The organism is Leptobacterium flavescens (genome assembly GCF_010671605.1).
GTDB lineage: Bacteria > Bacteroidota > Bacteroidia > Flavobacteriales > Flavobacteriaceae > Leptobacterium > Leptobacterium flavescens.
In genome coordinates, this window is record NZ_JAABOO010000003.1 from 269,394 (window position 1) to 295,325 (window position 25,932).

21 protein-coding genes are annotated in these 25,932 nt (G+C 41.6%); 18 read left to right on the forward strand and 3 right to left on the reverse strand.

Annotated elements, in window-relative coordinates; translation table 11 throughout:
• Positions 1–83: 83 nt before the first annotated feature.
• The 12 genes from GWK08_RS13445 (at position 84) to GWK08_RS13500 (ending at position 17,246) form a co-directional block, all read left to right on the forward strand.
• Complete coding sequence (locus GWK08_RS13445; RefSeq protein ID WP_163607744.1) at positions 84–638, forward strand: TetR/AcrR family transcriptional regulator; 555 nt, start codon at positions 84–86, stop codon at positions 636–638.
• A 53-nt stretch (positions 639–691) separates the two neighbouring features.
• A complete protein-coding gene (locus GWK08_RS13450; protein ID WP_163607745.1) occupies positions 692–1,441 on the forward strand; it encodes an SDR family NAD(P)-dependent oxidoreductase in 750 nt (249 codons plus the stop codon).
• A 108-nt stretch (positions 1,442–1,549) separates the two neighbouring features.
• Positions 1,550–3,337 (forward strand): excinuclease ABC subunit UvrC, encoded by a 1,788-nt coding sequence (uvrC, locus tag GWK08_RS13455; protein WP_163607746.1) that lies wholly within the window; start codon positions 1,550–1,552, stop codon positions 3,335–3,337.
• Between the two features lie 78 nt (positions 3,338–3,415).
• Positions 3,416–5,635 carry a patatin-like phospholipase family protein gene (locus tag GWK08_RS13460; RefSeq protein WP_163607747.1) on the forward strand — a complete coding sequence of 740 codons (2,220 nt, stop codon included), beginning with the start codon at positions 3,416–3,418 and terminating at the stop codon, positions 5,633–5,635.
• A gap of 214 nt (positions 5,636–5,849) precedes the next feature.
• Entirely contained in the window at positions 5,850–7,007 is a 1,158-nt protein-coding gene (locus GWK08_RS13465) for a homogentisate 1,2-dioxygenase (RefSeq protein WP_163607748.1), read from the forward strand.
• A 135-nt stretch (positions 7,008–7,142) separates the two neighbouring features.
• The gene (gene hppD, locus GWK08_RS13470) at positions 7,143–8,282 is read left to right on the forward strand and encodes a 4-hydroxyphenylpyruvate dioxygenase (RefSeq protein WP_163607749.1); all 1,140 of its coding nucleotides are present in this window, start codon (positions 7,143–7,145) and stop codon (positions 8,280–8,282) included.
• Positions 8,283–8,598: 316 nt separating this feature from the next.
• A complete protein-coding gene (locus GWK08_RS13475) occupies positions 8,599–9,390 on the forward strand; it encodes a DUF3108 domain-containing protein (RefSeq protein ID WP_163607750.1) in 792 nt (263 codons plus the stop codon).
• Between the two features lie 5 nt (positions 9,391–9,395).
• The gene (locus GWK08_RS13480) at positions 9,396–10,355 is read left to right on the forward strand and encodes a tryptophan 2,3-dioxygenase family protein (RefSeq protein WP_163607751.1); all 960 of its coding nucleotides are present in this window, start codon (positions 9,396–9,398) and stop codon (positions 10,353–10,355) included.
• A gap of 10 nt (positions 10,356–10,365) precedes the next feature.
• Positions 10,366–11,688, forward strand: a complete 1,323-nt coding sequence (locus GWK08_RS13485) for a M23 family metallopeptidase (protein WP_163607752.1) — start codon at positions 10,366–10,368, stop codon at positions 11,686–11,688.
• Positions 11,660–13,300 carry a glucose-6-phosphate isomerase gene (pgi, locus tag GWK08_RS13490; RefSeq protein ID WP_163607753.1) on the forward strand — a complete coding sequence of 547 codons (1,641 nt, stop codon included), beginning with the start codon at positions 11,660–11,662 and terminating at the stop codon, positions 13,298–13,300. The genes GWK08_RS13485 and pgi overlap by 29 nt, the downstream gene beginning before the upstream one ends.
• A gap of 164 nt (positions 13,301–13,464) precedes the next feature.
• Positions 13,465–16,611 carry a TonB-dependent receptor gene (locus GWK08_RS13495; RefSeq protein ID WP_317168157.1) on the forward strand — a complete coding sequence of 1,049 codons (3,147 nt, stop codon included), beginning with the start codon at positions 13,465–13,467 and terminating at the stop codon, positions 16,609–16,611.
• Positions 16,612–16,805: 194 nt separating this feature from the next.
• Complete coding sequence (locus tag GWK08_RS13500; RefSeq protein WP_163607754.1) at positions 16,806–17,246, forward strand: hypothetical protein; 441 nt, start codon at positions 16,806–16,808, stop codon at positions 17,244–17,246.
• Positions 17,247–17,497: 251 nt separating this feature from the next.
• On the opposite strand, the gene GWK08_RS13505 is transcribed toward GWK08_RS13500, so the two are convergent.
• Positions 17,498–17,641: a hypothetical protein gene (locus tag GWK08_RS13505; RefSeq protein ID WP_163607755.1), complete on the reverse strand. Its 144-nt coding sequence runs from the start codon at positions 17,639–17,641 to the stop codon at positions 17,498–17,500.
• Between the two features lie 388 nt (positions 17,642–18,029).
• Between GWK08_RS13505 and GWK08_RS13510 the strand changes: the two genes are divergently transcribed.
• Positions 18,030–18,203, forward strand: a complete 174-nt coding sequence (locus GWK08_RS13510; protein WP_163607756.1) for a hypothetical protein — start codon at positions 18,030–18,032, stop codon at positions 18,201–18,203.
• A gap of 50 nt (positions 18,204–18,253) precedes the next feature.
• Here GWK08_RS13510 and GWK08_RS13515 read toward each other — a convergent pair whose 3' ends face one another.
• On the reverse strand, positions 18,254–19,324 hold the full coding sequence (locus tag GWK08_RS13515; RefSeq protein WP_394352004.1) for an endonuclease/exonuclease/phosphatase family protein: 1,071 nt from the start codon (positions 19,322–19,324) through the stop codon (positions 18,254–18,256).
• Positions 19,325–19,385: 61 nt separating this feature from the next.
• Between GWK08_RS13515 and GWK08_RS13520 the strand changes: the two genes are divergently transcribed.
• Both GWK08_RS13520 and GWK08_RS13525 read left to right on the forward strand, forming a co-directional pair.
• A complete protein-coding gene (locus GWK08_RS13520; RefSeq protein WP_163607757.1) occupies positions 19,386–22,115 on the forward strand; it encodes a TonB-dependent receptor in 2,730 nt (909 codons plus the stop codon).
• Positions 22,116–22,126: 11 nt separating this feature from the next.
• Entirely contained in the window at positions 22,127–23,461 is a 1,335-nt protein-coding gene (locus GWK08_RS13525; RefSeq protein WP_163607758.1) for a DUF5689 domain-containing protein, read from the forward strand.
• A gap of 50 nt (positions 23,462–23,511) precedes the next feature.
• Here the strand turns inward: GWK08_RS13525 and GWK08_RS13530 are convergent, their stop codons facing one another.
• Positions 23,512–23,676, reverse strand: coding sequence for a hypothetical protein (locus GWK08_RS13530; protein WP_163607759.1), 165 nt, complete (start codon positions 23,674–23,676; stop codon positions 23,512–23,514).
• Positions 23,677–24,051: 375 nt separating this feature from the next.
• Between GWK08_RS13530 and GWK08_RS13535 the strand changes: the two genes are divergently transcribed.
• The 3 genes from GWK08_RS13535 to GWK08_RS13545 all read left to right on the forward strand — a co-directional run bounded on the left by GWK08_RS13535 (position 24,052) and on the right by GWK08_RS13545 (position 25,931).
• Positions 24,052–24,756, forward strand: coding sequence for a hypothetical protein (locus GWK08_RS13535; RefSeq protein ID WP_163607760.1), 705 nt, complete (start codon positions 24,052–24,054; stop codon positions 24,754–24,756).
• 132 nt (positions 24,757–24,888) lie between these two features.
• Entirely contained in the window at positions 24,889–25,209 is a 321-nt protein-coding gene (locus tag GWK08_RS13540; RefSeq protein ID WP_163607761.1) for a cupin domain-containing protein, read from the forward strand.
• Positions 25,210–25,454: 245 nt separating this feature from the next.
• Positions 25,455–25,931 carry an ankyrin repeat domain-containing protein gene (locus tag GWK08_RS13545; RefSeq protein WP_163607762.1) on the forward strand — a complete coding sequence of 159 codons (477 nt, stop codon included), beginning with the start codon at positions 25,455–25,457 and terminating at the stop codon, positions 25,929–25,931.
• Position 25,932: the final 1 nt, after the last annotated feature.

Here is a 25,932-nt window from a genome sequence, read left to right on the forward strand (position 1 = left end):
TTCATTATCAGTGAAATTTTAAGAAATAAAATCAGAAGCAGACAGACTTGTCTGTTTTTAGAAGTTTTTACTATATTTGCCTTATGATTTCAAATTTGTCGGTACGGGAACGCTTAATTCATACAGCTTCGCAACTTTTCTATGAGAAGGGCTATGCGAATACCGGTATTAATGAAGTTATCGAAAAGGCAGGAGTTGCCAAGGCGAGCTTGTACAGCCATTTCCGGACCAAGGACGATTTGCTTATCGCGTACCTCAATGAAAGAGAGGAGCAGCTGCTTTACAGCCTGGAACAATTTGTAGGCAAAAGAAAGAAAGGAAAGGACAAGATACTGTCCGTATTCGATTTTTTGCTGGATTTCTATAGTTCTGACGAGTACAGGGGTTGCTGGTGTATCAATACCCTGGCCGAAATACCCAAAGACAATACAAGGGTAAAGACGGTTATAAGAGGGCATAAGAAAAAGTTGATGACATTCCTGGATCAACTCATAGACGAAAACCTGGACGCATCGGAAGACCCGGGTCTGGCAAAACAGATCTACCTTCTGTACGAAGCTGCTGTAATGGAGAGTTATCTTCAGGGAGATAACTGGCCGATACAGCAGGCAGCCAATATTACACAAAAGATCATTTAAAATTTTTTATATATAAACCATACAGACTTGTCTGTTCAAAAATTAAATTAACTATGACAAAAAGAGCATTAATTATCGGAGGTAGCAGCGGGATCGGAAGAGCTACTGCAGAAATTTTATTTAACAAAGATGTTGAGGTTCATGTAGTGGGAACCAACGAAACCAAACTGCAATCTGTAAAAGAACAGTTTTCGGGTGATGTACAGACCCATAAGGTGAATATCTCAGACACAGCTGAGGTGGATGGCCTTGTAGGGCAAATAGGTAACTGGGACAATCTGGATTATCTGGTAAATGCTTCGGGGATATTCGGACCCAAAGCTTTTTTGGATCACAGCCGGGAGGATTACGATTCCTATATGAACCTTAACAGGGGCTTTTTCTTTATTACCCAGGCCGCGGCAAAGAAAATGAAAGACACCGGAGGAGGATCTATCGTTAATGTCGGCTCTATGTGGGCGAAACAGGCAGTAAAAGCCACTCCTTCATCGGCATACTCCATGCAAAAGGCCGGATTGCATTCGCTTACCCAGCACCTGGCCATGGAACTGGCCGATCATAATATACGTGTTAATGCAGTTTCTCCTGCAGTGGTTGAGACCCCGGTTTATGAGAGCGTTTTCGGAGGTAAGCAGGAAGCGCACGATGCCCTGCAGAATTTTCACGGTTTCCATCCCATAGGAAGGAACGGAAAGGCACAGGATGTAGCCAATACGATTAACTTCCTGCTTTCTGATGAAGCCGCCTGGGTTACCGGAGCTATCTGGGATACGGACGGAGGTGTTATGGCAGGAAGAAATTAATAGCCGATCGATCTCTTTAGAAAGCTCCTCCTACAGGAGCTTTTTTTGTTTCCAATAAAATGTAAAGAAAGGTGAGTACAGAACCGAATTAATAGTAATTTTGTTTATATGAGTAAGCCGTCTTTAGAATTGCAATTACAAACGCTACCCAACAGCCCGGGAGTGTATCAGTACTACGATAAAGATGATAAGATCCTTTATGTGGGCAAGGCAAAGAATCTTAAGAAAAGGGTGTCTTCCTATTTTCAGAAAACCCATGAGTACGGGAAAACACGTGTGCTGGTAAAGAAGATCGCTACCATTAAACACATTGTGGTACCTACCGAAACCGATGCCCTTTTGCTGGAAAACAATCTTATCAAAAAATACCAGCCCAGATACAATGTAATGCTTAAGGACGATAAGACCTATCCGTGGATCTGTATCAAAAAAGAACGCTTCCCGAGGGTGTTTCAAACCCGTAACCTCTTTAGGGACGGCTCGGAATACTATGGGCCGTATACCAGTGTTAAGACCGTAAGGACCTTACTCGATCTGATCAGGGGGCTTTATCCTTTAAGGACCTGTAATTACGACTTGTCTGCGGAGAAAATAGAGGCGGGAAAATACAAAGTATGTCTGGAATACCATCTTGGCAATTGCCTTGGGCCCTGTGAAGACCTGCAATCTGCAAAAGACTATGACGAGCAGATCAAAGCGATCCGTCAGATCATTAAAGGGAATTTTAAGGATTCTCTTCAGCAGTTCAAACAACAGATGAAGCAACTGGCAGCGGAAATGAAATTTGAAGAAGCCCAGAAGGTCAAGGAAAAGATAGATGTCCTTGAGAACTATCAGGCCAAATCAACTATCGTTAATCCGAAGATCAGTAATGTTGATGTATTCTCCATCGTCTCCGATGAGAGTTATGGCTATGTGAACTTCCTGCAATTGTCTTACGGTTCTATTATCCGGTCGCATACTATAGAGATGAAAAAGAAACTGGAAGAATCCGACCGGGAATTGCTCGAACTGGCCATCACGGAGATCAGGCAGCGTTTCAACTCTCAGTCCAAAGAAATATTTGTGCCTTTTGAAGTGGAAGTGGGTAAAGGCATCAAAGTAAGTATTCCCAAACTTGGTGATAAAAAACGTATCCTCGACCTGTCTGAACGGAATGCGAAATTTTACAGACAGGAACGCTTTAAGCAGGTAAAGATCACCGATCCGGACCGGCATGTAAAGCGTATTATGACCCAAATGCAGAAAGACCTCCGGCTATCGGAAGAACCCAGGCATATTGAGTGTTTCGACAACTCCAATATACAGGGAACCAATCCGGTTGCAGCCTGCGTGGTGTTTAAGGACGGGAAGCCCAGTAAAAAGGATTACAGGCATTTTAATATTAAGACGGTAGAGGGGCCGGACGATTTTGCATCCATGGAGGAAGTGGTGTACCGCAGGTATAAAAGACTGAAGGAAGAAGAGCAACCCCTGCCTCAGCTTATTGTTATAGACGGAGGGAAAGGGCAGTTGTCTTCGGCTTTGAAAAGCCTGGATATGCTTGAGCTTAGAGGAAAGATCGCTATCATAGGAATAGCAAAGCGCCTGGAGGAGATCTATTATCCCGACGATCCCATCCCCATGTACCTCGATAAGAAATCGGAGAGCCTCAAGATCATTCAGCACCTCAGGAATGAAGCTCATCGTTTCGGGATCACTTTCCACAGAAATAAAAGGAGTAGCGCAGCCATAAATTCGGAATTGGAAACCATTGAGGGGATAGGCGAAAAGACCATTGTAGAGCTCTTAAAACACTTTAAATCCGTAAAAAGAGTAAAAGAGGCTTCCCTCGAAAGTTTAACGGCCGTTGTGGGGGCATCCAGGGCACAGAAAATTTATAGTAATTTTCATTAAAAAAATGAATATCTTCATACTGTGAAATAAAAATAAACTTTTTAAGCAAAAATTATCCGCAGCGATATATTCTTAATGATGAAAAACATACTGTTTGCATTACCCTTTTTATTCCTTTGCTTTTCCCTTTCCGCTCAAACGGAAAAAGAAGACGATATTAAGGTAGGGCTGGTATTGAGTGGTGGTGGAGCAAAAGGATTTGCGCATATCGGAGCTCTTAAGGTCATTGAAGAATCCGGCCTTCGGATAGATTATATAGGCGGAACCAGTATGGGGGCTATCATAGGAGCTTTATACGCTTCCGGTTATTCGGCCCATCAGCTCGATTCTATCTTTAACTCTGTAAATTTCGAAACCCTTATTCAGGATCAGATCCCGAGAAGTGCCAAGACATTTTATGAAAAAGCAGATCAGGAACGTTATGCACTGACATTGCCTTTCGATGATTTTAAGATCAAATTCCCTTCGGCTATTTCCAAGGGACAAAATGTATACAATCTCCTTTCCAAACTGCTGCAGCATGTGAGTGATGTGGACGATTTTAATAAGTTGCCCATTCCCTTCTTCTGTATAGCTACCAATGTAGAAACGGGAGAACCCGTGCTCCTGGACAAAGGATACCTGCCGGAAGCTATCAGCGCCAGCGGGGCCTTTCCTTCTCTTTTTGAGCCGGTGGATATAGATGGAAAATTACTCATAGACGGAGGAGTGGTCAATAATTACCCCATAGATGAGGTAAAGGCCATGGGGGCCGATATTATTGTGGGAGTAGATGTTCAGGCAGGCCTGGCAGACCGGGAAACCCTTAATTCTGCCACTTCTGTTTTACTGCAGATAAATAATTACCGCACCGTAAATGCCATGAAGGTAAAATCCAAACAAACCGATATCTATATCAAACCGGATATTGAGGATTTTACCGTGATCTCTTTTGCAGACGGAAAGCAGATCATAGACAATGGAGAGAAAGGTGCCCGTCTTAAAAAGGAGGACCTGGTGGCCCTGGCCAATAAACAGAAGAAGCCGCCCAGAGATCCTATGCAGATGATCGATAATGATTCTCTACTGATCAACCGTTTAACACTTTCGGGAAATGAGAATTACACCCGGGGATATATTAAAGGGAAACTCAGGCTTAAGCTGAATGAGAAAACAACCTATGAAAAATTCCACCAGGGGATAAACAACCTTTCTGCCACCAATAATTTTAGAGGGATCCGGTACAGGCTTACTCCCTTCGAGAATGGCCAGGAACTTAGTATGAACCTGCAGGAAAAAAAGAACAATACCCTTTTGAGGTTGGGAGTGCATTATGACGACCTCTATAAGAGTGCTGCCCTGGTCAATATAACTCAGAAAAACCTTTTGTTCGGCGATGATGTGGCATCCCTCGATATCGTTCTGGGAGATAATGTGCGTTATAATTTTGAGTATTACCTGGATAAAGGCTTCTACTGGAGTTTCGGGATCAATTCCCGCTTTAATTCCTTCGATAAGGATGTGGATTTCGAACTTATAGAAGAAGATGATATAAATACCGGGGTAGAAGTAAACCGCATTAATATTGATGTAAGCGATTTTACCAATCAGGTATATATACAAACAGTAGTGCGGGAAGAATTTGCCTTCGGATTCGGTTTGGAGCATAAGCGTTACAAAATAGAGACCTCTACCATTCGCAACGGGAATGAGAACCTGATTTTTGACCGGAGCGATTACGGGAGTGTGTACAGCTTTCTTAGGCTGGATACGTACGACAATAAATATTTCCCTAAAAAGGGGATCTATTTTGACGGCGATTTTCACCTCTACCTATTCTCTTCCGATTTTAACGACGAGTTTAACGAGTATTCCATCGGGAGGGCAAAGATCGGATTTGCCACCTCCTTTTTTGATCGCTTTGCGCTTAACCTCACCACAGAAGGAGGCTTTACCCTGGGGAACACAAACGTAACTTCTTTTGATTTTGTACTAGGGGGTTACGGGAACGAATTCATCAATAATTTTATCCCCTTTCTGGGATATGATTTTATCAGTTTCGGAGGTGACAGTTTTGTAAAAGCCACGGCATCTCTCGATTATGAGTTTGCCAGGAAGAATCACATTAACTTTACGGCTAATTTTGCCAATGCCGATAATAATATATTTGAGAATGGCGAATGGTTTACCACACCCGATTTTACAGGCTATGCCATTGGCTACGGGTTGGAGACATTTATCGGGCCCGTGGAGATCAAATATTCCTGGTCTCCGGAGAACAGGGCACGCTGGTTCTTTAATGTCGGATTCTGGTTCTAAGCTTTTTTAGAAATCAATCAAATATTTACGATATTTGTATTTAGGGCAGTATCGGGATACACCCGGAAAGCCGTATTCATAATTATTGGAAGATACAGATGATATCTTTTTGGGCAGGATTATTAGCGCATTTACATTACCTCATCAAGAGAAATCCGGAATGAGAAGGTTACTTTTTGTCTTGTAATAAGTATAACCTTTAAAAAATATAATTATGCCATTCTATCATAAATTAGGAGAAATTCCACCAAAACGACATACCATTTTCAGAAAGCCAAATGGAGATCTCTACTATGAACAATTGTTCGGGACCATAGGCTTTGACGGGATGTCCACCAATATGTATCACGAGCACCGCCCCACTCAGGTAAAAGAGATCAAGGGAAGTTACAGTGTGGCTCCCAAAGTTGCTTTAAAGAACCATATGAAATCCTACCGTTTTCACGGCTTCAAGATAAAACCCGAAAAGGATTATCTGGAAAGCAGGAAGGCAGTACTGACTAACAGCGATTGTACCATTATCCTTGCTGCTCCTCAGGAATCGGTAAAGGATTATTTTTATAAAAACACAGATGCGGATGAACTGATCTTCATCCATAAAGGATCGGGTAAACTGAGGACTTTCCTCGGAAACCTGGATTTTAAATACGGAGACTATCTCCTGGTTCCCAGGGGGGTGATCTATAAAATAGATTTCGATACCGATGATAACCGTTTGTTTATTGTCGAGTCGAGAAGGCCTATCTATACCCCTAAAAGGTACAGGAACTGGTTCGGGCAGCTGCTGGAGCATTCTCCTTTTTGCGAGCGCGATATCAGAAGGCCGGAAGAACTGGAAACCCATAATGAAAAAGGGGAGTTCCTTATAAAAGTGAGAAAGCAGGATGAGATCTTCGATATGGTCTATGCCACGCACCCTTTTGATGTGGTGGGTTATGACGGCTTTAATTATCCGTATGCCTTCTCCATTCACGATTTTGAGCCTATAACGGGACGAGTTCACCAGCCGCCTCCGGTGCATCAGACATTCGAGACCGATGCCTTTGTAGTGTGTAGTTTTGTTCCGCGTATATATGACTATCACCCTCAGGCTATTCCCGCACCTTACAATCACAGTAATATAGACAGTGATGAGGTGCTGTACTATGTAGACGGCGATTTTATGAGTCGTAATGATATAGGACCCGGACACATTTCACTGCATCCTGCCGGAATTCCGCACGGACCGCATCCCGGGGCTGTTGAAAGAAGCATAGGTCAGGAAAAAACAGATGAGCTGGCCGTAATGGTCGATACCTTTAAACCTTTACAGGTTACGGAAGAAGCCCTGCAGATCGCAGACGATAATTATCATAAATCCTGGCTGGAATAAGATGCTTAAGAACAGAATAGATATAACCGCTCATTTAAGAGCCATGTGGTAAGTTTGATTGTTATTCGGCTTAGTAGAATTTCAAATCAATAATAATCAATTCCCGTTGGAACGGGATTTAAAAAATATCAGATCATGGCAATTGATAAAACATCTTTAGAATTAGAAAAAACAGTTCCGGACGCAGAAGACTTTCTGCCTTTATTAGGAACGGACTATGTTGAACTTTATGTAGGCAATGCAAAGCAGGCGGCACATTATTATCAGGCAGCCTGGGGCTTCCAGCCTGTGGCCTATGCCGGCCTGGAGACGGGTTTAAAAGACCGGGTTTCCTATGTGTTGCAACAGGATAAAATAAGATTGGTCTTAACGTCTCCCTTGCAATCGGGAGGAGATATTAACCGCCATATAGATGCGCACGGAGATGGAGTGAAAGTAGTGGCCCTTTGGGTAGACGACGCTGCGAAAAGTCACGAAGAAACCGTTAAAAGGGGTGCAAAGAGTTATATGGAACCTGAAAAGTTCACCGACGAACACGGGGAAGCTGTAATTTCGGGAATTCACACCTACGGAGAGACTGTTCACCTATTTGTGGAGCGTAAAAACTATAAAGGAGCTTTCCTTCCGGGTTATAAGGAATGGAACCCTTCTTATAAACCGGCTCCCTTAGGATTGAAATATATAGACCATATGGTGGGGAATGTTGGCTGGAATGAAATGAACAAATGGTGCGAGTTCTACGCCAAGGTGATGGGCTTTGCCCAGTTGATATCTTTTGATGACAGCGACATCTCTACAGATTATACAGCCCTGATGAGTAAGGTGATGAGTAACGGGAACGGACGCATTAAATTCCCTATTAACGAACCGGCAGAGGGAAGGAAAAAATCCCAGATTGAAGAATATATCGATTTTTATAACGGTGCCGGAGTGCAGCATATAGCACTGGCAACCGATAATATCATAGAAACGGTCGGCGAACTTAAAGCAAGAGGTGTTGAATTCCTCTATGTTCCGGAAACCTATTACGATACGGTACTGGACAGGGTTGGAGAGATAGATGAGGACCTGGAGCCTTTAAAGGAATTGGGAATACTCATAGACAGGGATGATGAAGGTTATCTGCTGCAGTTATTCACCAAGCCGGTACTCGACAGACCGACCATGTTTTTTGAGATCATTCAGCGAAAAGGTGCTCAATCTTTCGGAAAAGGAAACTTTAAAGCACTTTTTGAAGCTATAGAACGCGAACAGGAAATGCGAGGTACATTATAAAAACTTCGTTTTTTTGAGAAATTATCAATATTTCGAATCAAAACTTAACAACTTAATTCACATTGTGTTAAAGTCAATTTGAGAGCTTGCAAAATTCAAAAGCGGTCGTACCTTTGCATCCGCAAAAAGGGTGGTGCCTTTTTGTAATTTTAAGTAAAGTTTTCATAATTTAAAGTTTTGGTTGGTTAATAAAAAAAGCCCTGGCGAAAATGTCAGGGCTTTTTTTGTACAATTTTTTGGAACAGAAATTGTTTAACATAGTATTACGACAAATAATGTAGTTGTTTTTTTTATTTTTATGCTATTAAAGAGAATGATGAAAAAAATATTAGGAATTCTGTTTCTATTGTTATTATCAACCGGTTTTAGTGTTCAGAATAACAATACAAACTATAAGGCCTTTAAATCCGGCGAGTGGTTTCAGTTCCGGATACATTACGGGATCTTCAATGCCAGCTATGCTACCTTGGAGGTCAAGGATGAGTATATGGACGGAGTACCTGTACATCATGTTATCGGGAAAGGAAGGACCACGGGTCTGGCAAGGTTGTTCTTTAAGGTAGATGATACCTACGAAACCTTTATAGACAAGGAAGACGGGCGCCCCTATCGCTTTATCAGGAATATAAACGAAGGCGGGCACACCAAGGATGTGGAGATCAATTTTGATTACGAGAATAATACGGCTTTATATCACGATAAAAAAAGGGATAGAAAGAAAATAGTGGCTATTCACGACGAGATCCACGATATGGTCTCTACCTTCTATTACCTGAGGAATGAGGTTAATATCGATAGCCTTCGGATAAACGATGAGTTTACCCTGGATATGCTGTATGACGATGATGAAACCTTTAAGTTTCGTCTGAAATATTTGGGGAAAGAAACTATCAGAACCAAGTTTGGAAAAGTAAATTGCTTAAAATTCAGGCCCTACGTACAATCGGGAAGGGTCTTTAAAGAAAAAGAAAGTTTAACTATTTGGGTCTCAAATGATCAAAATAAGATACCTTTGCGGGTGAAAGCAGACCTTGCTGTGGGTAGTATTAAAGCAGACCTGAATGCCTATAAAGGTTTGAGGCATCAGTTTAAAATAGTAGTTAAATAATTTCCATGAAAATACAACCTGATATTGCTCAGCGTATTCACAGACTTGAAGAAAAATACAGAAACTCAGGTCAGGATCTGGGCTCTTACCTCGATGGATTATTACATCAAAGATATCTTACCTACTGGGATTATATTCACCTGGATACCCTTCTGAGTCTTCAGATCCCCAGAACGCATTTTCCCGATGAGGAAATATTTATCATGTACCATCAGATTACGGAGCTTTACTTTAAACTGATCATTCATGAGCAAAAGCAGATCATTGATGACAAACTTCAGAGAGCCACCTTTTTTACGCAGAAAATAAACAGGATAAACAGTTATTTTAAAACCCTTATTTCCTCTTTTGAGATCATGATCAATGGGATGGAGAGGGAGCAATTCCTGCAGTACAGGATGTCTTTGCTGCCTGCCAGCGGATTTCAATCGGCTCAATTCAGGATGATAGAATTTTATTCGACACCCCTGGAAAACCTGGTGCACTTTACCGTAAGAGATCGCTTTTCCGAAAACGACAGCCCGGAAGACCTTTATGAGCATATGTACTGGAAAAAGGGGGCAACCGATATGGAAACAGGCGAAAAAACACTTACCCTTAAGCAGTTTGAATACCGCTATACCCCGAGATTTATGAGGATCGCCAGGGAAGTGAAAAATGCCACCATTTACCATAAGTTTCTGCAGCTGCCGGAAAAGGAGAAAACCCCGGAACTGATAGAGGCTATGAAGCAGCTGGATACCAATGCCAATGTGCATTGGCCGCTTATGCATATGGGCTCTGCCTATCGTTATTTAAGAAGAGAAAAAAACGCTATAGACGCCACCGGAGGAACTAACTGGAAAGATTATTTACCTCCAAGTTTTCAAAAAGTCATCTTTTTTCCTGAAATTTGGAACAATTCAGAAAAAGAAAACTGGGGAAAACAGTGGGTAGATCATATGTTTAATCCTGAAAAAAAATAATTTGATAGAAATGAAAAGGATACCGGTATTTATGCTAATGGCTTTGGCATTTGCTTGTAAAGGAAAGAAAGAAGAGCTCATTGTTGATCAGACGGAAGAAATAGTTGAGGAGGCCCCTGTGGAGGTTGTGGAGTTCGGTTATAATCTCAATGATTATACAGTACAGAAAGACACCGTTAAATCTGGCGACAGCTTTGGAGAGATCCTTCTTAATCACCGCATCGGCTACAGTAAAATAGCAGAGATAGCGGCTCAGGTGAAGGATACTTTTGATGTAACCAAAATAAGAGCAGGAAAAACCTATACCCTCCTGAAAACAAAAGACACCACCGAAAAGGCACAGGTGTTTATCTATAAGCACGACAATATTAATTACACCATTGTAGATTTCAAGGATTCCCTGGTAAATGCCGTACGCTATAAAAAGCCGGTAAAGATCGTAGAGAGAGAAGCTACAGGAGTTATAGAAACAACCCTTTCGGATGCCGTACTCGAACAGGGAATAGATTATGAGATCATCAATAAGATGTCTGATGTTTATGCCTGGACCGTCGACTTTTTCCGATTGCAGAAAGGAGACAGGTTTAAGGTGATCTATAAGGAAAAATATATTGAAGACAGTATCTATGCCGGGTCGGGTGAGATAATAGCGGCCTATTTTGAGCATAAGGAACAACCATTCTATGCTTTCAGGTATGAGAACGATTCTATTCTCGGCACCGTAGATTATTACGACGATGAGGCCAATACCCTGAGAAGGGCTTTCCTGAGAGCCCCGGTTAAGTTTAGCAGGATCTCTTCCCGCTATAACCTGAGAAGAAGGATTGCCTATTACGGAAACCGTGTACGCCCCCACAAAGGAACAGATTATGCGGCCAATGTCGGAACACCTATTCTGGCTACTGCCAACGGAACCGTAGTAGCTTCGTCCTATACCAGAGGAAACGGGAAATATGTAAAAATAAGACATAACAGCACTTACAGCACCCAGTACCTGCACATGCAGAACAGGAATGTGAAAGTTGGGGATTTTGTAAAGCAGGGAGATGTGATCGGATGGGTTGGAATGACCGGTAATACCAGTGGTCCGCACGTATGCTACCGCTTCTGGAAAAATGGAAGACAGGTAGACCCTTACAAGCAGGATCTTCCCGCTGCAGAACCGATCAAACCGGAAATTAAGGACAGTTACCTGAAGTTTATCCGTCCGTTGGTTACCCAGTTAGATTGTATTGAGTTTCATGAAAAGAAGGAAGTGCAGGAGGAATACCTAACAGAACTAAACGATATAAACGAAACAGATAATGTCACTAACAACCGCCAATCCAAATAAAACCGCTGCATGGAGTAAACTACAAGCCCATTTCAATCAAATAAAGGAAACCCATTTAAAGGAGTTGTTTGCCCAGGATAAGGAACGGGCAGATAAACTGACGCTCCGCTGGAATGACTTCTACGCAGATTTTTCAAAGAACAGAATTACCACAGAAACCTTGGAGTTGCTTTTTGAGCTGGCCAGGGAAATGGACCTGGAGAATGCCATTGAAAAGTATTTTACAGGCGATATAATTAACCAGACCGAGAAAAGAGCGGTCCTGCATACGGCTTTAAGAGCTGCCGAAAATGATGAAATACTGGTAAACGGCCGGAATGTGGTTCCGGAAGTTTACAGGGTAAAAGAACATATAAAAAAATTCAGTGATTCCGTTATCTCCGGTGAACTTAAGGGATATACCGGAAAAGCTTTTACCGATATTGTGAATATCGGTATCGGGGGCTCGGATCTGGGCCCGGCCATGGTTACCGAAGCTCTAGCTTATTACGGGAACCACCTGAAAACACATTTTGTCAGTAATGTAGATGGAGACCACGTACACGAATGCCTTAAAAAGCTCGATCCGGAGACCACGCTCTTCGTTATCGTCTCCAAAACCTTTACTACCCAGGAAACACTGAGCAATGCCACTACTGTAAAAAAATGGTTCCTGAAGCACGGAACCCCCGCAGATATTGCCAAACACTTTGTGGCTGTATCTACCAATCTGGAAAAAATTGCCGAATTCGGTATTGCAGACGAGAATGTTTTTCCGATGTGGGACTGGGTTGGTGGCCGTTTTTCTCTGTGGAGTGCCGTAGGCCTTTCGATCAGCCTGGCGATCGGTTATGAGAATTTCGACCAGATGCTGAAGGGGGCTCATGCCATGGACAAGCATTTCAGGACGACGGAATTTGATAAAAATATCCCGGTCGTTTCTGCCCTGCTTACGGTATGGTATAACAATTTCTTCGGGGCCGAAAGTGAAGCCATCATTCCTTATACCCAATACCTGCACCGTTTTGCCGCTTATCTGCAACAGGGCATTATGGAAAGTAACGGTAAGAGCGTAGACCGCGGTGGGAGCCGTGTTGGTTATGAAACGGGGACCATCATCTGGGGAGAACCCGGAACCAATTCGCAACATGCCTTTTTTCAGCTGATACATCAGGGAACCAAGCTTATTCCTGCCGACTTTATAGGCTATGTTCGCCCGCTTCATGGTGACAAGGAGCATCACGACAAGTTGATGGCTAATTTCTTTGCGCAGACCGAAGCTCTGATGAATGGAAAAACTTCAGAGCAAGTACTTTCGGAGCTAAAAGAGCAGCAATTACCACAGGAACAGATAGATTTACTTCTTCCTTTTAAAGTTTTTGAAGGCAATAAGCCCACGACCACCCTACTTATTAACAAACTCACCCCTCATAGCCTGGGAGCACTGATTGCCATGTACGAACACAAGATATTTGTACAGGGAATTGTATGGAACATTTTTAGCTATGACCAGTGGGGAGTGGAGCTCGGAAAGCAGCTTGCCAATAAAATCTTAAAGGACATTCAGGCTGATGATATTGCAAAACATGACGAATCTACCCTCAATTTATTGCGATATTTCAAGAATTATTAACAATTTTTGTCAATAACTCATTTAACAAGTTAAATCGATGTTAAAGAAACAAGTGTGTTAAATAATTAAATTTGTTGATATTGTTAAAATATTTAACATTGGCTTAATATTAGGATTTCTAAATAGCCGCAATTTTGCATCCACAAACAAATTATAATTAACACATGAAAACAATTTACAATTGGTTTTTGACGGCAGTTTTCACGTTAGTGGCAACTGCTGCATTTTCTCAAGGGGTTACGACCTCTGCTTTAGGGGGTAAAGTTACTGACAATGTCGGAGAGCCATTGGCAGGAGCGAACGTAGTTGCCATTCACGTACCTTCTGGTACCAAGTATGGGGCAGTGACCGATTTTGACGGATTGTATAGAATTTCCAATATGCGTGTTGGAGGTCCTTATACAGTTACTATTTCTTATGTAGGATTTAATGATTTTGTAAGATCAAATCAATTCTTAGACTTAGGTCAGACAAAAAGGATCAGTACACAATTGTCTGAATCTACTACAGCACTAGATGAGGTGGTGATCACCGCTCAGGCTGCTGGAGGGGTATTCAGTGCTAACAAAACTGGTTCTGAAACAACAATTAACAGAAGACAAATTCAAACACAACCTGCTGCTTCGAGATCTATTGCAGATTTCGTAAGGTTAACACCTGAAGCGCAGATCACTGAAGGAAACGATGGTTTCTCAGTTTCTTTTGCAGGACAGAACAACAGATTAAACGCTATCTACATTGACGGAGCGATCAGTAATGACGTATTCGGTCTTGCAGGTTCCGGTACTAACGGAGGGCAGACAGGAGCGAATCCTTTCTCTGTAGATGCTATCGAATCTTTCCAGGTTCAGTTAGCGCCGTTTGATGTTCGTATTGCAGGTTTTGCCGGAGGTGCGATCAGTGCGGTTACACGTTCAGGTACAAACAACTGGGAAGGATCTACTTACTACTTCCTTAGAAACGAAAGCCTTGCGGGAAAAACGCCGCCGGATCTGGTAGGTGACGGGGAAAGCCGTGAAAAGCTTGACGACTTTACTGCTCAGACTTACGGGTTCAGAGTTGGTGGTCCGATCGTAAAAGATAAATTATTCTTCTTCCTGAACTATGAAAGACAGGACGACGAAACTCCACAGCCATTCCAGTTCTCTAACTATACTGGAGATACTGACCAGGCTGGGATCGATAACTTAAGACAATTCCTTATCAATACTTACGGATACGATCCGGGAGGATTCTCAAACAATACACGTACACTTGTAAGAGATAACATTACTGCAAGATTAGACTGGAACATCAACGATAACCACAAACTATCTTTCAGGTATAGCTGGAACAGTATTGATAACCTGGAAGCAAGAAGTTCTAACAACTTCAACATCGGGTTCATTAACGGATCTGAGTTCTTCGAGTCTGTTACCAATACAGCGTCTTTAGAGTGGAATGCACAGTTCGGTAATAAATTTGCCAACAGTCTTATTTTAGGATATACAAGAGTTAGAGATGACAGGGATCCTTCAGGAAGCCCGTTCCCAACTGTAGATATCCGAGATGGTAACGGTACTATTTCTTTCGGTGCTGAGCCTTTCTCAACTGCTAACCTATTAGATCAGGACATCTTCACGATTACGAATAACTTCGAGATCTATGCAGGAAAGCACACTATTACTTTAGGTACACACAACGAGTTTGCAAGCATCAAGAACTTATTCTTCGCTTTCAACTTCGGAGATTATACATATAACAGTGTTCAGGATTTCATCAACAACGAAAACCTTGACTTCTACCAGAGAGGATATTCTTTACTACCTGGAACAGGTATCGGAGATGACTCTTCAGGAGCTGCAGAATTCGATGTTGCTCAGTTAGGATTCTACGTTCAGGATGAGATCCAGTTTACAGATAACTTCAGACTATCTGCTGGTATCCGTTTCGACCTTCCATTATGGGAAGACGGAATTGTAAACGACGACTTTAACAACAGAACTATTCCGATCCTTGAGGCAGCTGGAAAAGACCTTCAGGGAGCAAGAGTAGGTAGAGGAGTAAGTCCTATCCTTCACGTTTCTCCAAGAGTTGGATTTAACTGGGATGTAAACGGAGACAGAAGCACTCAGGTACGTGGTGGATTCGGTATCTTTACTTCAAGACTTCCATTGGTATGGCCTGGAGGTACTTATAACAACAACGGTGTTACCGGTGGATTCGGGGCTAGCTTTAATATCCCCGGAGATATTACCTTCAACCCTGATGTAAACAATCAGCCTGTAAACGTAGCTCCCGGAACTGGTGGAGTAGGTGGAAATGTTGACCTTTTCGCTTCAGGATTCAGACTTCCACAGGTACTTAAGTACAGTGTTGGTGTTGACCAGAGATTACCTTGGTGGGGCTTAATCGCTTCCTTCGACGGGATCTTCAACGACAATATCCAGACTGTATTCTATGAGAACCTTAACATCGGAGACCCTGTAAGTTTCTACGAAGGAGCAGATAACCGTCCGCGTTACAGCGACAGCTTCGGAGATCTTCTTGATAATACTTACGGTAGAGTAATCCTGGCTTCTAACACAAATGCTGGATCTTCTTATACAGCTTCTGTTACCATTAGAAAGCCATTCACAAACGGTTTTGCCGGTAGTGCAACTTACTCTTACGGTAATGCTTTTGCGATCTTCGATCTTACTTCTTCTCAGAACAGTTCTCAGTGGAGAAACCACGAAACTGTTAACGGTAAGAACTCTAACCTTCCAACTACACGTTCGGACTTTGCACAAGGTCACAGAATCGTTGCTAACGTTTCTTACGAGCACAAGTGGAATGATAATGTAAAGAGTACTATCGGACTTTTCTATGAAGGATCTCAGGCGCAGCCATTCAGCTACATCTACAGAGAAGGACCGGATCTTCTTAACGACGATTCAAGAGATAACGCATTGATCTATGTTCCTGCTAACCAGAACGAAATTACTTTGGTAGAGCGTAACGGAGTTAGCCCTGAAGCTCAGTGGCAGGCATTAAACGCTTTTATCGAAGGTAATGACTACCTGAGAAGCAGAAGAGGTGACTATGCTGAGAGAAACGGAGACAGAGGACCATGGAGCCACGTGGTAGACCTTAAGTTCCTACAGGATTTCTCAATCAACGCATGGGGTAAAAAACACACCCTTCAGCTTACAGCAGATATCTTTAACTTCACTAACCTGCTTAACAGCGACTGGGGAGTACGTAGATTCCGTTCCAGGAAGCGTTGGTCTGATCAGAACAGAGAGTACAGGTACTACTCCTACTTTCAGTTTCGATCCTACTATTGTTGACAGACTTGAAATTATCGATGATGCTGGTATCCAGTCTTCAAGATGGCAAATGCAGATCGGTATCAGATATATCTTCGAATAAGGTATAGATACTGACAAGCGTTAAAATATAAAGGAAAAGCCCCTGACTTGAGAGTCGGGGGTTTTTTTATGCATTAAATCCTTATTTTTGTTACACACTAAAAAAATTAACCATGTACGAAACTGTTAGAGTACTTCATTCCTATTGGGCGTATCTGGCCCTTTTAATTTTATTATTTGCCAGTATAAATGCTGTTCTCGGGTTTAGCGGGAACAGAGATTTTAAGAACAAAGACCTTAGAATAAGCCTGTTCGGACTTATCTTCTCGCATATCCAGCTACTTATAGGCCTTGTATTGTATTTTGTATCCGCACGTTTTGCCATGTGGAGCGAAATAGGGATGGGCGGAATTATGAAAGACAGTGTTTCCAGACTGTATCTGGTAGAACACCCTATAGTTAATATCCTGGCCATTGTGCTGATTACCATTGGTTGGTCCAAGCATAAAAAACAGGAAACCTCCAAAAAGAAATTCGGAAAGATAGGCCTCTTCTATACATTGGGGCTGATCCTTATTTTAAGCCGTATCCCGTGGGATGTATGGTTTAGCTAGGGAAATAAGATATAAATACAGAAAAAGCGCCGCTAAGGCGCTTTTTTTATGTGTAGGGTGATGATAATTACCCGTCCGGTGGTATACCTTCGGCATTTCCATGATCCGACCTGCCGCCGTAAATTAGCTGAGGATCCCGGATCTCATATTGTTTAAATGATTCCAACATAATGTATTTGTTAAATGATTAGGAACAAGATAGAAAATAAAAACAGATCTAAGCTTGCTTTAAAAAAGGTGTTTTTTCAGGCTTATCCGTTAGGCGGGATACAAGGCTTGTTCTTTGCCTTTTGCTTTACGGAAAAATCTTTGTCAATACCTGCCTTTACCGCATCGTACTGAAAAGCCGAAATAATTTTTTTGTTGAGCTTAAGGCTCCTGATAGATTTTTTCATTGTATGAAGTTTAATGGTGATTAAAGTATAAATATATCGATAATTAAAAGAAAATACTTACGGAAAAACCACAATATCAGATGCGGTAAAATGCAGGGAAACAATGCGATAAATGCCTGATCTATTGATAAAGCGAATAAATCTACCCGAAAATAATAAGATTTGAACAGGATGCCGGAACCAAAAGTTAAACTATTTATAAAGTAAAGTCAACCCTCTTCCTGCCATAATAAAAATACTACATTTAAAAAGGAGATACACAAGCCGCATCAGGCAAAAAACAGCTTGCCGTATTTCTGTTTAGCCCTCCTTCAATAATGTTTTTAACAGACACAAAATGCGAGTGTCTATAAATGTTCGCACCAACTTTAATTTTTAAAATTATGTTATGTTAAAAGACATTTTGAACTTAAGCGGCTCAAAGAAGCTAAGCAAAGACGAACAAAAGAAAGTAAACGGAGGGGCAGGTCCGATCTGTGATCCTTTTACTCCCTGCCCTATAGCACCTCCATGCCCTCCCGGGACCATTGAAGTTTGCTGCCAATGTGTTCCCTGCTATTAATTAAAGGAACTACATATAAAAAGGAACCCGAGGCAATGGCTTCGGGTTTTTTATTCTGTTTTTCGTATCAGATAAATATATACCGGGAAATGATCGCTATAACCCCCTGTATAACTCCCGTGGGTATAGCCTCGTAAAGGATAACCCTTATATCTGCCGGAAGCAGTGCGCAACCAGAGTTTGTTAAAAATACCGGCTTTCCAGTAACGGTAACCTTCATCTTTTACCAGCAGGGAAGAACTGAGAAAGATCTGATCGAATAGATTCCACGTATCCCGATAAGCCAGGGAACCATATCCTTTTTTATAGAGTTTTTCCATAGGATTAAAAAGAAAAGGCGAATTGCGTAGCTCTTTTTTGCCTCTTACCTGAAGTATCTTCCGAATGCTGCGATCTGTAGGGTTGTCGTTAAAATCGCCCATGCTTATAATCCTGGCCTGAATATCTGTCTTTAAGATCGAATCGATGATCTTTTTGTTTAAACGTGCGGCCTTAATACGCTTATGTTCGTTTTTTAATATCCCTCCTCTTCGGGAAGGCCAATGATTAATAATTAAAAATACTTCCTCTCCATCCAGATAACCGCAGACTACCAATAGATCCCTGCTGTGGTATGAATAACCTGCTTCATTGAGTAATTCCAGAGGATAACTCTTAAAAGCCGATACTATAAAACAGTCCTCCTTATAGAGGAGCGCTACATCAATCCCTCTTGGATCTTTGGAATCCTGATGCACTATTCGGTAAACAACCCCCGCCTTCCTTAATTCCTTTGTGATGTCATCGAGCACGGCTTTGTTTTCAATTTCTGCCAGCCCGATAATGTCAGGAGGGCTGCCGCTGGTTTCCTTTCCAATTTGTCCAATGACTTTCGAAATCTTCCTTATTTTGTCTTTATATGAGATCGAATTCCATTTGTATTTGCCCGAAGGGGTGTATGCATCATCAAAAGTATCCGGATGGTCAATGGTATCGAATAAATTTTCCACATTATAAAAAGCCACGGTTCTTATAAGGTAGGCTGAATTGTTCTGTGAATAAAGATCAAAACCACATAAACAGATAAAAGCAACAGACCAATAATATATGGATTGCAAAACCTCATTATTTAAAGAATACATTGTAATAAAAGTAGGAAAAATAATATAAAAAATTATATATTAGCACCTCAATACACAAGAAATGAGTAAAAGCAATTACACTTTATTGTTTTTAGTCGTTCCTGCTTTTGTCATCTCCCAGTCAACAGCTTCCGTTAGAGGCAGGATTGAAGATAAAAGACTGAAGAAGGGAATAACAAACGCCTTTCTGACCATTGAAAGCCTGGATCTTAAGCAAAGGTCTGATATAAGTGGGAATTTCAATCTCCATGGACTTCCGGAGGGTGTTTTCGTTCTTCTGATCAAAGCTGAGACTTATGAATCTTTGAGGATTCCTGTAAAATTACAGGCAGGTATAAGCCTTGATCTGGGGGTGCTGTTTATGGAAAAGAATATAAGGCAGCAATTGGATAACCTGATCTTACTCTCTGATAACGATTTTCAGGCCGAAGAAGAAGTGAGTTTTTCCCCTGGTATTTTGCAGGCTTCCAGAGATATTTTTGTTCGGAAGGCAGCCTTCGATTTCGGACAGGCTTTTTTTAGGATCAGAGGCTATGATTCGAGAGAAGCCAGGGTATTTATAAATGGAGTCCTCATGAATAAGCTGTTTAACGGCAGGCCCAACTGGAATAATTGGGGAGGCCTGAATACTGTTATGAGCAACCAGGATTATACACATGGGTTATCTCCGGGACCCCACAATATTAATGGGCTTCTGGGAACAACTTATATCTCTACCCGGGCATCTGAATACAGAAAAGGATTCAGGTTTTCGGTTTCAGGATCAGACAGGGCATATTCAGGCCGCCTGATGGCAAGCTATAATTCAGGTTTTAAAGCTGACGGACTCTCCTACTCTGTTTCAGCTTCCAGAAGATGGACTAATGAAGGGTATGTTGATGGTACTTTGTACGATGCTTATTCCTTTTTTATATCTGCAGAATATAAAGCGGGAAACAAATCGGCTGTTAGCCTGACGTCTGTTCTTGCAAATAACAGAAGAGGACAATCCACTGCCATTACCGATGAAGTTTTTAAACTTGGAGGAAGGCGCTACAATCCTTTTTGGGGCGAGCAGGAAGGGAAGAACAGGAACTCCAGGATCAGAACAATTCGGGAACCCGTAATTATGTTGAATTATTTCTTTGATGGTGATAAGGTAAAATGGAATTCAGGCCTTAGTTATCAACTCGGATCTTTTGGTCGCAGCAGACTTGCCTATTTTAATGCTCCCGATCCCAGTCCGGTGTACTTTCGTAAGCTACCAAGTTTCTATATCAATAGCCCTGGCAGTCCTAATTTTGAGAATGCTAAACTTGCAAAGGAAGCCTTTCTGGATGATCCCCAAATAGACTGGAATGCGATCTATCTGGCTAACCGGAACCGTGAAAAAAGCGCGTACCTTATTCAGGAAGACCGGACGGATGATCGTCAGCTTACCGTAAATACAAATGTTTTTTTCAGGATAAGCAATACTTTAAATTTTACGGGAGATTTTTTATACCGAACACTTGAATCAGATAATTATGCGCTGATCAAGGATCTGCTCGGCAGTGACTTTCACGAAGACCTGGATCCTTTCAGCAATACGAGGAATGATATGGAAAACCCTCCGGTAAAGAAAGAAGACGACAGGTTTTCCTATAGTTATCTTTTAAGCGCAAAAGAGTTTATATTTTCTCCCCGTATCCGGTTGAAACCCGGAAAATGGGATGCTTATCTGTCCGGAGAATTTTCCCGGACTTTTTTTGAGAGAGCAGGAGAATTTTTAAATGAACGTTTCCCGCTAAATTCACTTGGGAAAAGCAAAGAGATCGGATTCTCGACTCATAGGGTTAAAAGCGGAATTGAATACAAACTATCCGAAAGGCATTTTGTTAATGCCCATGCAGTATATGGAAAGAGAGCTCCCGTTTTAAGAGATATCTGGATCAATCCCAGAGAACACAATTCTTCTGTTCCCGGGATAAAACCTGAAAGAATATTTGGAACAGAGATCGCATACTTAATGCGTCTTCCGGAGATAAAGGCAAGGCTTACCGCCTATTACACCAGCTTTGCGGACCAGACAGATATAAGCTTCTTTTTTGTTGAAGGAGGCTTTGGTTCTGATTTTGTACAGGAGGTTGTTAGCGGAATAGATAAACAACATAAAGGGTTGGAATTGGGTTTTGAATATCAGGCTTCGCCTTTAATAAAACTTACAGTGGCAGCGGCTCTCGGAAACTTTATTTATAAGGATGATGCATTGCTGAACATAAACTTTGATACAGCCGGAGATCAGCTGCCTATTAATAAGGAAGGGAAATTAGATTTAAGTCTAACCAATATTAAGGGAGCCCGTTTGGGTAATGGCCCACAACAGGCATGTTCTGTTGGTGTTGAGTATCGGGCTCCTGAATATTGGTGGATAGGTCTTAGTGCAAATCACTTAAGCCATAATTACCTCGGTATTTCTAAAATATTGAGAACTGAAAGTTTTAAAACAGATCCGGAAACCGGAAAGCCTCATCCGGATGCTTCCGAAGAAAGCATAAAAAACCTTTTGCAACAGGAGCGTCTGCCAGATGTTTATTTGCTGAATATGACGGGAGGCAAATCCTGGTTGATCAAAAATAAATATATAAGCCTGTTTGCCAGTATTAATAATGTGTTTGATATGATCTATAAGACCGGGGGTTTTGAACAGAGCAGAAAAGGGAATTTCGGGCAATTTGTCCGGGATCGCTCCCGCGAAACTCCTTCTTTTGGTTCCCGATACTGGTTTGGACAGGGAAGAACATTCTTTATCAACCTGGGGGTTAGTTTTTAACAGGAAAGAGAATGTGTATTAAACATACAGCTATATGGATGCTGTTTTTGGCAGTAATTTTCGGCTGTGTTCAAAATAATGATTTTGATACACCAGATGCTATTTGCCTGGAGAAGGGACTGGTGCCGAATGCAACTTTTGCACAGGTCAAAGAACTGTACAATGGGGAGGTGGTTAGGATCAGGAAGGAAATGATCATAGAAGCATATGTGATTTCCAGTGACAAATCGGGAAATTTTTATGGCAGCCTGCATTTTCAGGATGCCCCACAAGATCCTGATGAGGGATTTCAGATAGACCTCGATATGCGAAGCACTCATCTTTTTTATCCCCCAGGGACTAAGCTGTTTATAAAGTTAAAGGGTCTTTACCTGGGTAAAACCAGAGATGTATTCAAGTTGGGAGGGGTATTTACAAACCCGGGCGGGAATCTTTCGGTAGGGAGATTACCTTCAGCTAAGATCAGATCTCATGTATTTGTTTCCTGTGCATCTCCCGAAATTATTATTCCTCAGACAAGAACAATCGCATCTTTAAATGATTCCCTGATCAATACATTGATCCGGTTGGATGGAGTACAGTTTAAAGATACCAAAGGTTTTTATGCCGAAGATCATAGTATCACCAATTGCGATCTAAGCCTGCCGCTGGAAGGGAGTCCCTATGCCGATTTCGCTACAAAGCCGGTCAATCCGTTGAACGGCTCCCTGACGGGTATTGTGTTGCCGTTTAAAGATGGATATCTCCTGCGTATAAGAGATACCAATGATGTTGTTTTTGATAATGAATACAGGATTTGCGCTGTAAACAAGACCGAAAATGTTTTTTTCTCCGAACTGGCCGACCCTGATAATAATCCGGGAGCCAGGTTTATAGAACTGTACAATTCCGAGGAGGTAGACCTAGACTTGCAAAACTGGCAGATCAGAAGATATACGAACAACAGCCCTGAAGTGAGTTCTACTCTGGATCTTTCCGGGCATAAAATAAAGGCGGATGAGACATTTGTAATTGCAGCCAATGCAGAAGAATTTGAGAGTGTATTCGGTTTTGCACCCGACCTGCATGGAGGAGCCAATGGCCCTGCGGGTTCTAATGGTGATGATAACCTGGAACTGGTTGATCCGGACGGTAAAGTAATTGATGTTTTTGGCCGGATAGGGGAAAATGGTTCCGGAACAGATCATGAATTTGAAGATGGGAAAGCCGTGCGTAAACCGGAGATCGTAAAGGGAAATTCAATCTACACTTTTAAAGAATGGATCATCTACAACGATGAAGGGAAGGCCGGTACGATCCGGGCTCCTCAAAATGCTCCTGAGGATTTTAACCCGGGAATACGATAATCTTAAAAACAAAAAGGGAAAAGAAAAGCGAACCGAAGTTCGCTTGTTAATTATTGATGGTTGCAACCGGGTCTTTCCGAAGGTGCCTGTGGACAGTCGTCTGTTCCGCATATACACGACCCTGTACCAAGGCGTCCTCCTTTTAACTCTTGAGATGATAAGTTACTGATCAGTTTTTTCTGAAGTTTTAGACTTTTAAGATTTCTTTTTTTCATGATTTAATGTTTTGATTAAGACATAAATATAGAGTAAAAGCTCATGAAACTGCTGTGGCAAAACCGCAATAATAGTGCGATTTTCTTACATAGAATAAATAGGGTGAAAAGTGGAAAAATTTGCATTCCGATCACAAATTAAAATAGATTATATCTGATCTGATTGCTTTGAAGATTTTAGCCCCGGACGAAAATAAATTTTGCAGGAGTCACTATGTGTTTCATGATACAAAATTATAACTGGTGAATATTAGTAATTTGATTTTCAGTCAATTGAATTTACTTTGGTGAAATTTATTTTTATTTCATGAAAAACAGATCGCCTGTGTTTTTTAAGGATCTAATTTTATGTAAATATCATAAACGCTGATTCTTATGAAAACTTTATCCGGAATTATACGGCTTCTTATCTTTTCGTTTTTGATCCTTGCCTGCTCTCACAATTCCAAACTTCAAAGAGGACAATTTCAATCCAGAGAAATCGTAAACAGGACTACCGAAGAAATGCTAAATCATTACCAGAATGCAATATATCTGGAAGGGGATTTTCAACTAGAGAGATTGGAAAAGGACCAATGGTCCATCTCTACGGGAACCGAAGACTTGCGACATACTTTTTTGATAAGCGGGTTTGATAGTCCGGCCGATATAAATATGGAAATAAACAGTGTTTATTATCTGGAGAACGGGCTGTTGTTAAATAACAACCTGTTTTTAGGGGTAGAAGGAAATATAGACTCGAGACTGCAAAAAGACCTGGAACACTTAACTTCTATGAATAACTCCATTCGTCATCATAAGATAGGTAAACTGGTACATTTATGGAGTCCCGGAGATGACCCGGACTTTAAGCAACCCACTCCTCAGGAATTAAGAGCAAGAATAAATCGCATTGACGGGCATGATGGCGATTGCGAACAGGGAGGAGAGGGTGCTACAAGTTGCAGTGTAACAAGCAGTACCGGTTCAGGTTGTTCGGTTTCCTGCGGTTCCGGCTACTATGCCTGCTGTAATGAAACGGCTTTCGGGCCTAATGACTGCCATTGCCATAGTGATACGGATCAAAATGTGATTGATTAAAGGGAAATAATAGATATCACCTAAAAAAGAAACCTGGTTAATTTATATGCTGCGGTTACGGATCCCTAAATATTTTTTTCATTTAAAAAGATCAGCTACCTTTATGAGTAGATAAAAATTGAATTAGAAAAAATGAAAAATTATAAAGAGACCGCTTCCATGGGCTGGGTTTCCGGAAAGATAAAAGGTTTTCAGGGCAGGGACCTGATAGATATGGAAAACGGCGGTTTAAAAATGATAAAAATAGATCCTTTTGCCTCCTATCCCGTTCATCAGCATCCCGATAAAACAGAATACATCTATGTCCTTCAGGGAAATCCGGAAATAACCGTAGACGGCAAAGTGTACCACGGAAAGAAAGACGACTTTTTTATTTCGCCCAATTCCGTAAAACACAGTATCGCCAATCCTTCCGAAAAAGAATGCCTGCTCCTGGTGGGTGCCATTAAATAGATCGGTAGTAAAGTGCTTTAATGCAGCGAAATAAGGTTTCGCTATCGAAGCACGTCCTGCTATAATCAACGTTTATATAGTGATAATATTAAACGATGGTTCTCCTATAGATCTAAGAGATTATTTGTTGTAATTTTAAGCTTAGAAAGCCCTCGTTATCCCGGAAGTTAAAAAAAATTGCTTCAATATAAATTCAAAGGAGCAAACCACTATGTGTTTGCTCTTTTTTTAATTAATTTTATCACATGGAAACGACTACAGAAACCTTCTTTAATGCTTTGCGTAATGGTAATGTCAGCGAAATAAAAGGAATGCTTGAATCCCGTTCGGACCTGGCAAATACCAGAGATGCCCGCGGATCTACACCTCTGGTACTGGCTACCTACTACAACCATGAAGATGTAGCCGATCTTTTACTCGACTTTAATGCGGTTATAGACGATAAGGACGGAGCCGGAAATACGGCTTTGATGGGCGTTTGTTTTAAGGGATACACCAATATTGCGGAAAGCTTGATTAAAAAAGGGGCCAATGTTAATGCCACCAATGGCAACGGGGCTTCTGCCCTTATATACGCAGCTACTTTCGGGCATGTAGAAATTGTAAAACTCCTCCTGGCCAGCGGGGCTGATACCTTGTTAAAGGACGTAAGGGGAAATACAGCCCTCGATCATGCACGTATGCAGGGACTGGATTCGATCACAGAACTTTTGAGTACTTAAT

What these genes read in the sequence shown, in the direction of transcription:
- GWK08_RS13505 (WP_163607755.1), bottom strand. Translation starts at nt 17,641, where the DNA reads ATGAAAAAATCTATCAGGAGCCTTAAGCTCAACAAAAAAATTATTTCG.
- GWK08_RS13535 (WP_163607760.1), top strand. Translation starts at nt 24,052, where the DNA reads ATGAAAACTTTATCCGGAATTATACGGCTTCTTATCTTTTCGTTTTTG.
- GWK08_RS13510 (WP_163607756.1), top strand. Translation starts at nt 18,030, where the DNA reads ATGTTAAAAGACATTTTGAACTTAAGCGGCTCAAAGAAGCTAAGCAAA.
- GWK08_RS13545 (WP_163607762.1), top strand. Translation starts at nt 25,455, where the DNA reads ATGGAAACGACTACAGAAACCTTCTTTAATGCTTTGCGTAATGGTAAT.
- GWK08_RS13520 (WP_163607757.1), top strand. Translation starts at nt 19,386, where the DNA reads ATGAGTAAAAGCAATTACACTTTATTGTTTTTAGTCGTTCCTGCTTTT.
- GWK08_RS13465 (WP_163607748.1), top strand. Translation starts at nt 5,850, where the DNA reads ATGCCATTCTATCATAAATTAGGAGAAATTCCACCAAAACGACATACC.
- hppD (WP_163607749.1), top strand. Translation starts at nt 7,143, where the DNA reads ATGGCAATTGATAAAACATCTTTAGAATTAGAAAAAACAGTTCCGGAC.
- GWK08_RS13450 (WP_163607745.1), top strand. Translation starts at nt 692, where the DNA reads ATGACAAAAAGAGCATTAATTATCGGAGGTAGCAGCGGGATCGGAAGA.
- GWK08_RS13500 (WP_163607754.1), top strand. Translation starts at nt 16,806, where the DNA reads ATGTACGAAACTGTTAGAGTACTTCATTCCTATTGGGCGTATCTGGCC.
- GWK08_RS13485 (WP_163607752.1), top strand. Translation starts at nt 10,366, where the DNA reads ATGAAAAGGATACCGGTATTTATGCTAATGGCTTTGGCATTTGCTTGT.
- GWK08_RS13530 (WP_163607759.1), bottom strand. Translation starts at nt 23,676, where the DNA reads ATGAAAAAAAGAAATCTTAAAAGTCTAAAACTTCAGAAAAAACTGATC.
- GWK08_RS13445 (WP_163607744.1), top strand. Translation starts at nt 84, where the DNA reads ATGATTTCAAATTTGTCGGTACGGGAACGCTTAATTCATACAGCTTCG.
- pgi (WP_163607753.1), top strand. Translation starts at nt 11,660, where the DNA reads ATGTCACTAACAACCGCCAATCCAAATAAAACCGCTGCATGGAGTAAA.
- GWK08_RS13480 (WP_163607751.1), top strand. Translation starts at nt 9,396, where the DNA reads ATGAAAATACAACCTGATATTGCTCAGCGTATTCACAGACTTGAAGAA.
- GWK08_RS13475 (WP_163607750.1), top strand. Translation starts at nt 8,599, where the DNA reads ATGAAAAAAATATTAGGAATTCTGTTTCTATTGTTATTATCAACCGGT.
- uvrC (WP_163607746.1), top strand. Translation starts at nt 1,550, where the DNA reads ATGAGTAAGCCGTCTTTAGAATTGCAATTACAAACGCTACCCAACAGC.
- GWK08_RS13525 (WP_163607758.1), top strand. Translation starts at nt 22,127, where the DNA reads ATGTGTATTAAACATACAGCTATATGGATGCTGTTTTTGGCAGTAATT.
- GWK08_RS13460 (WP_163607747.1), top strand. Translation starts at nt 3,416, where the DNA reads ATGAAAAACATACTGTTTGCATTACCCTTTTTATTCCTTTGCTTTTCC.
- GWK08_RS13540 (WP_163607761.1), top strand. Translation starts at nt 24,889, where the DNA reads ATGAAAAATTATAAAGAGACCGCTTCCATGGGCTGGGTTTCCGGAAAG.
- GWK08_RS13495 (WP_317168157.1), top strand. Translation starts at nt 13,465, where the DNA reads ATGAAAACAATTTACAATTGGTTTTTGACGGCAGTTTTCACGTTAGTG.
- GWK08_RS13515 (WP_394352004.1), bottom strand. Translation starts at nt 19,324, where the DNA reads ATGTATTCTTTAAATAATGAGGTTTTGCAATCCATATATTATTGGTCT.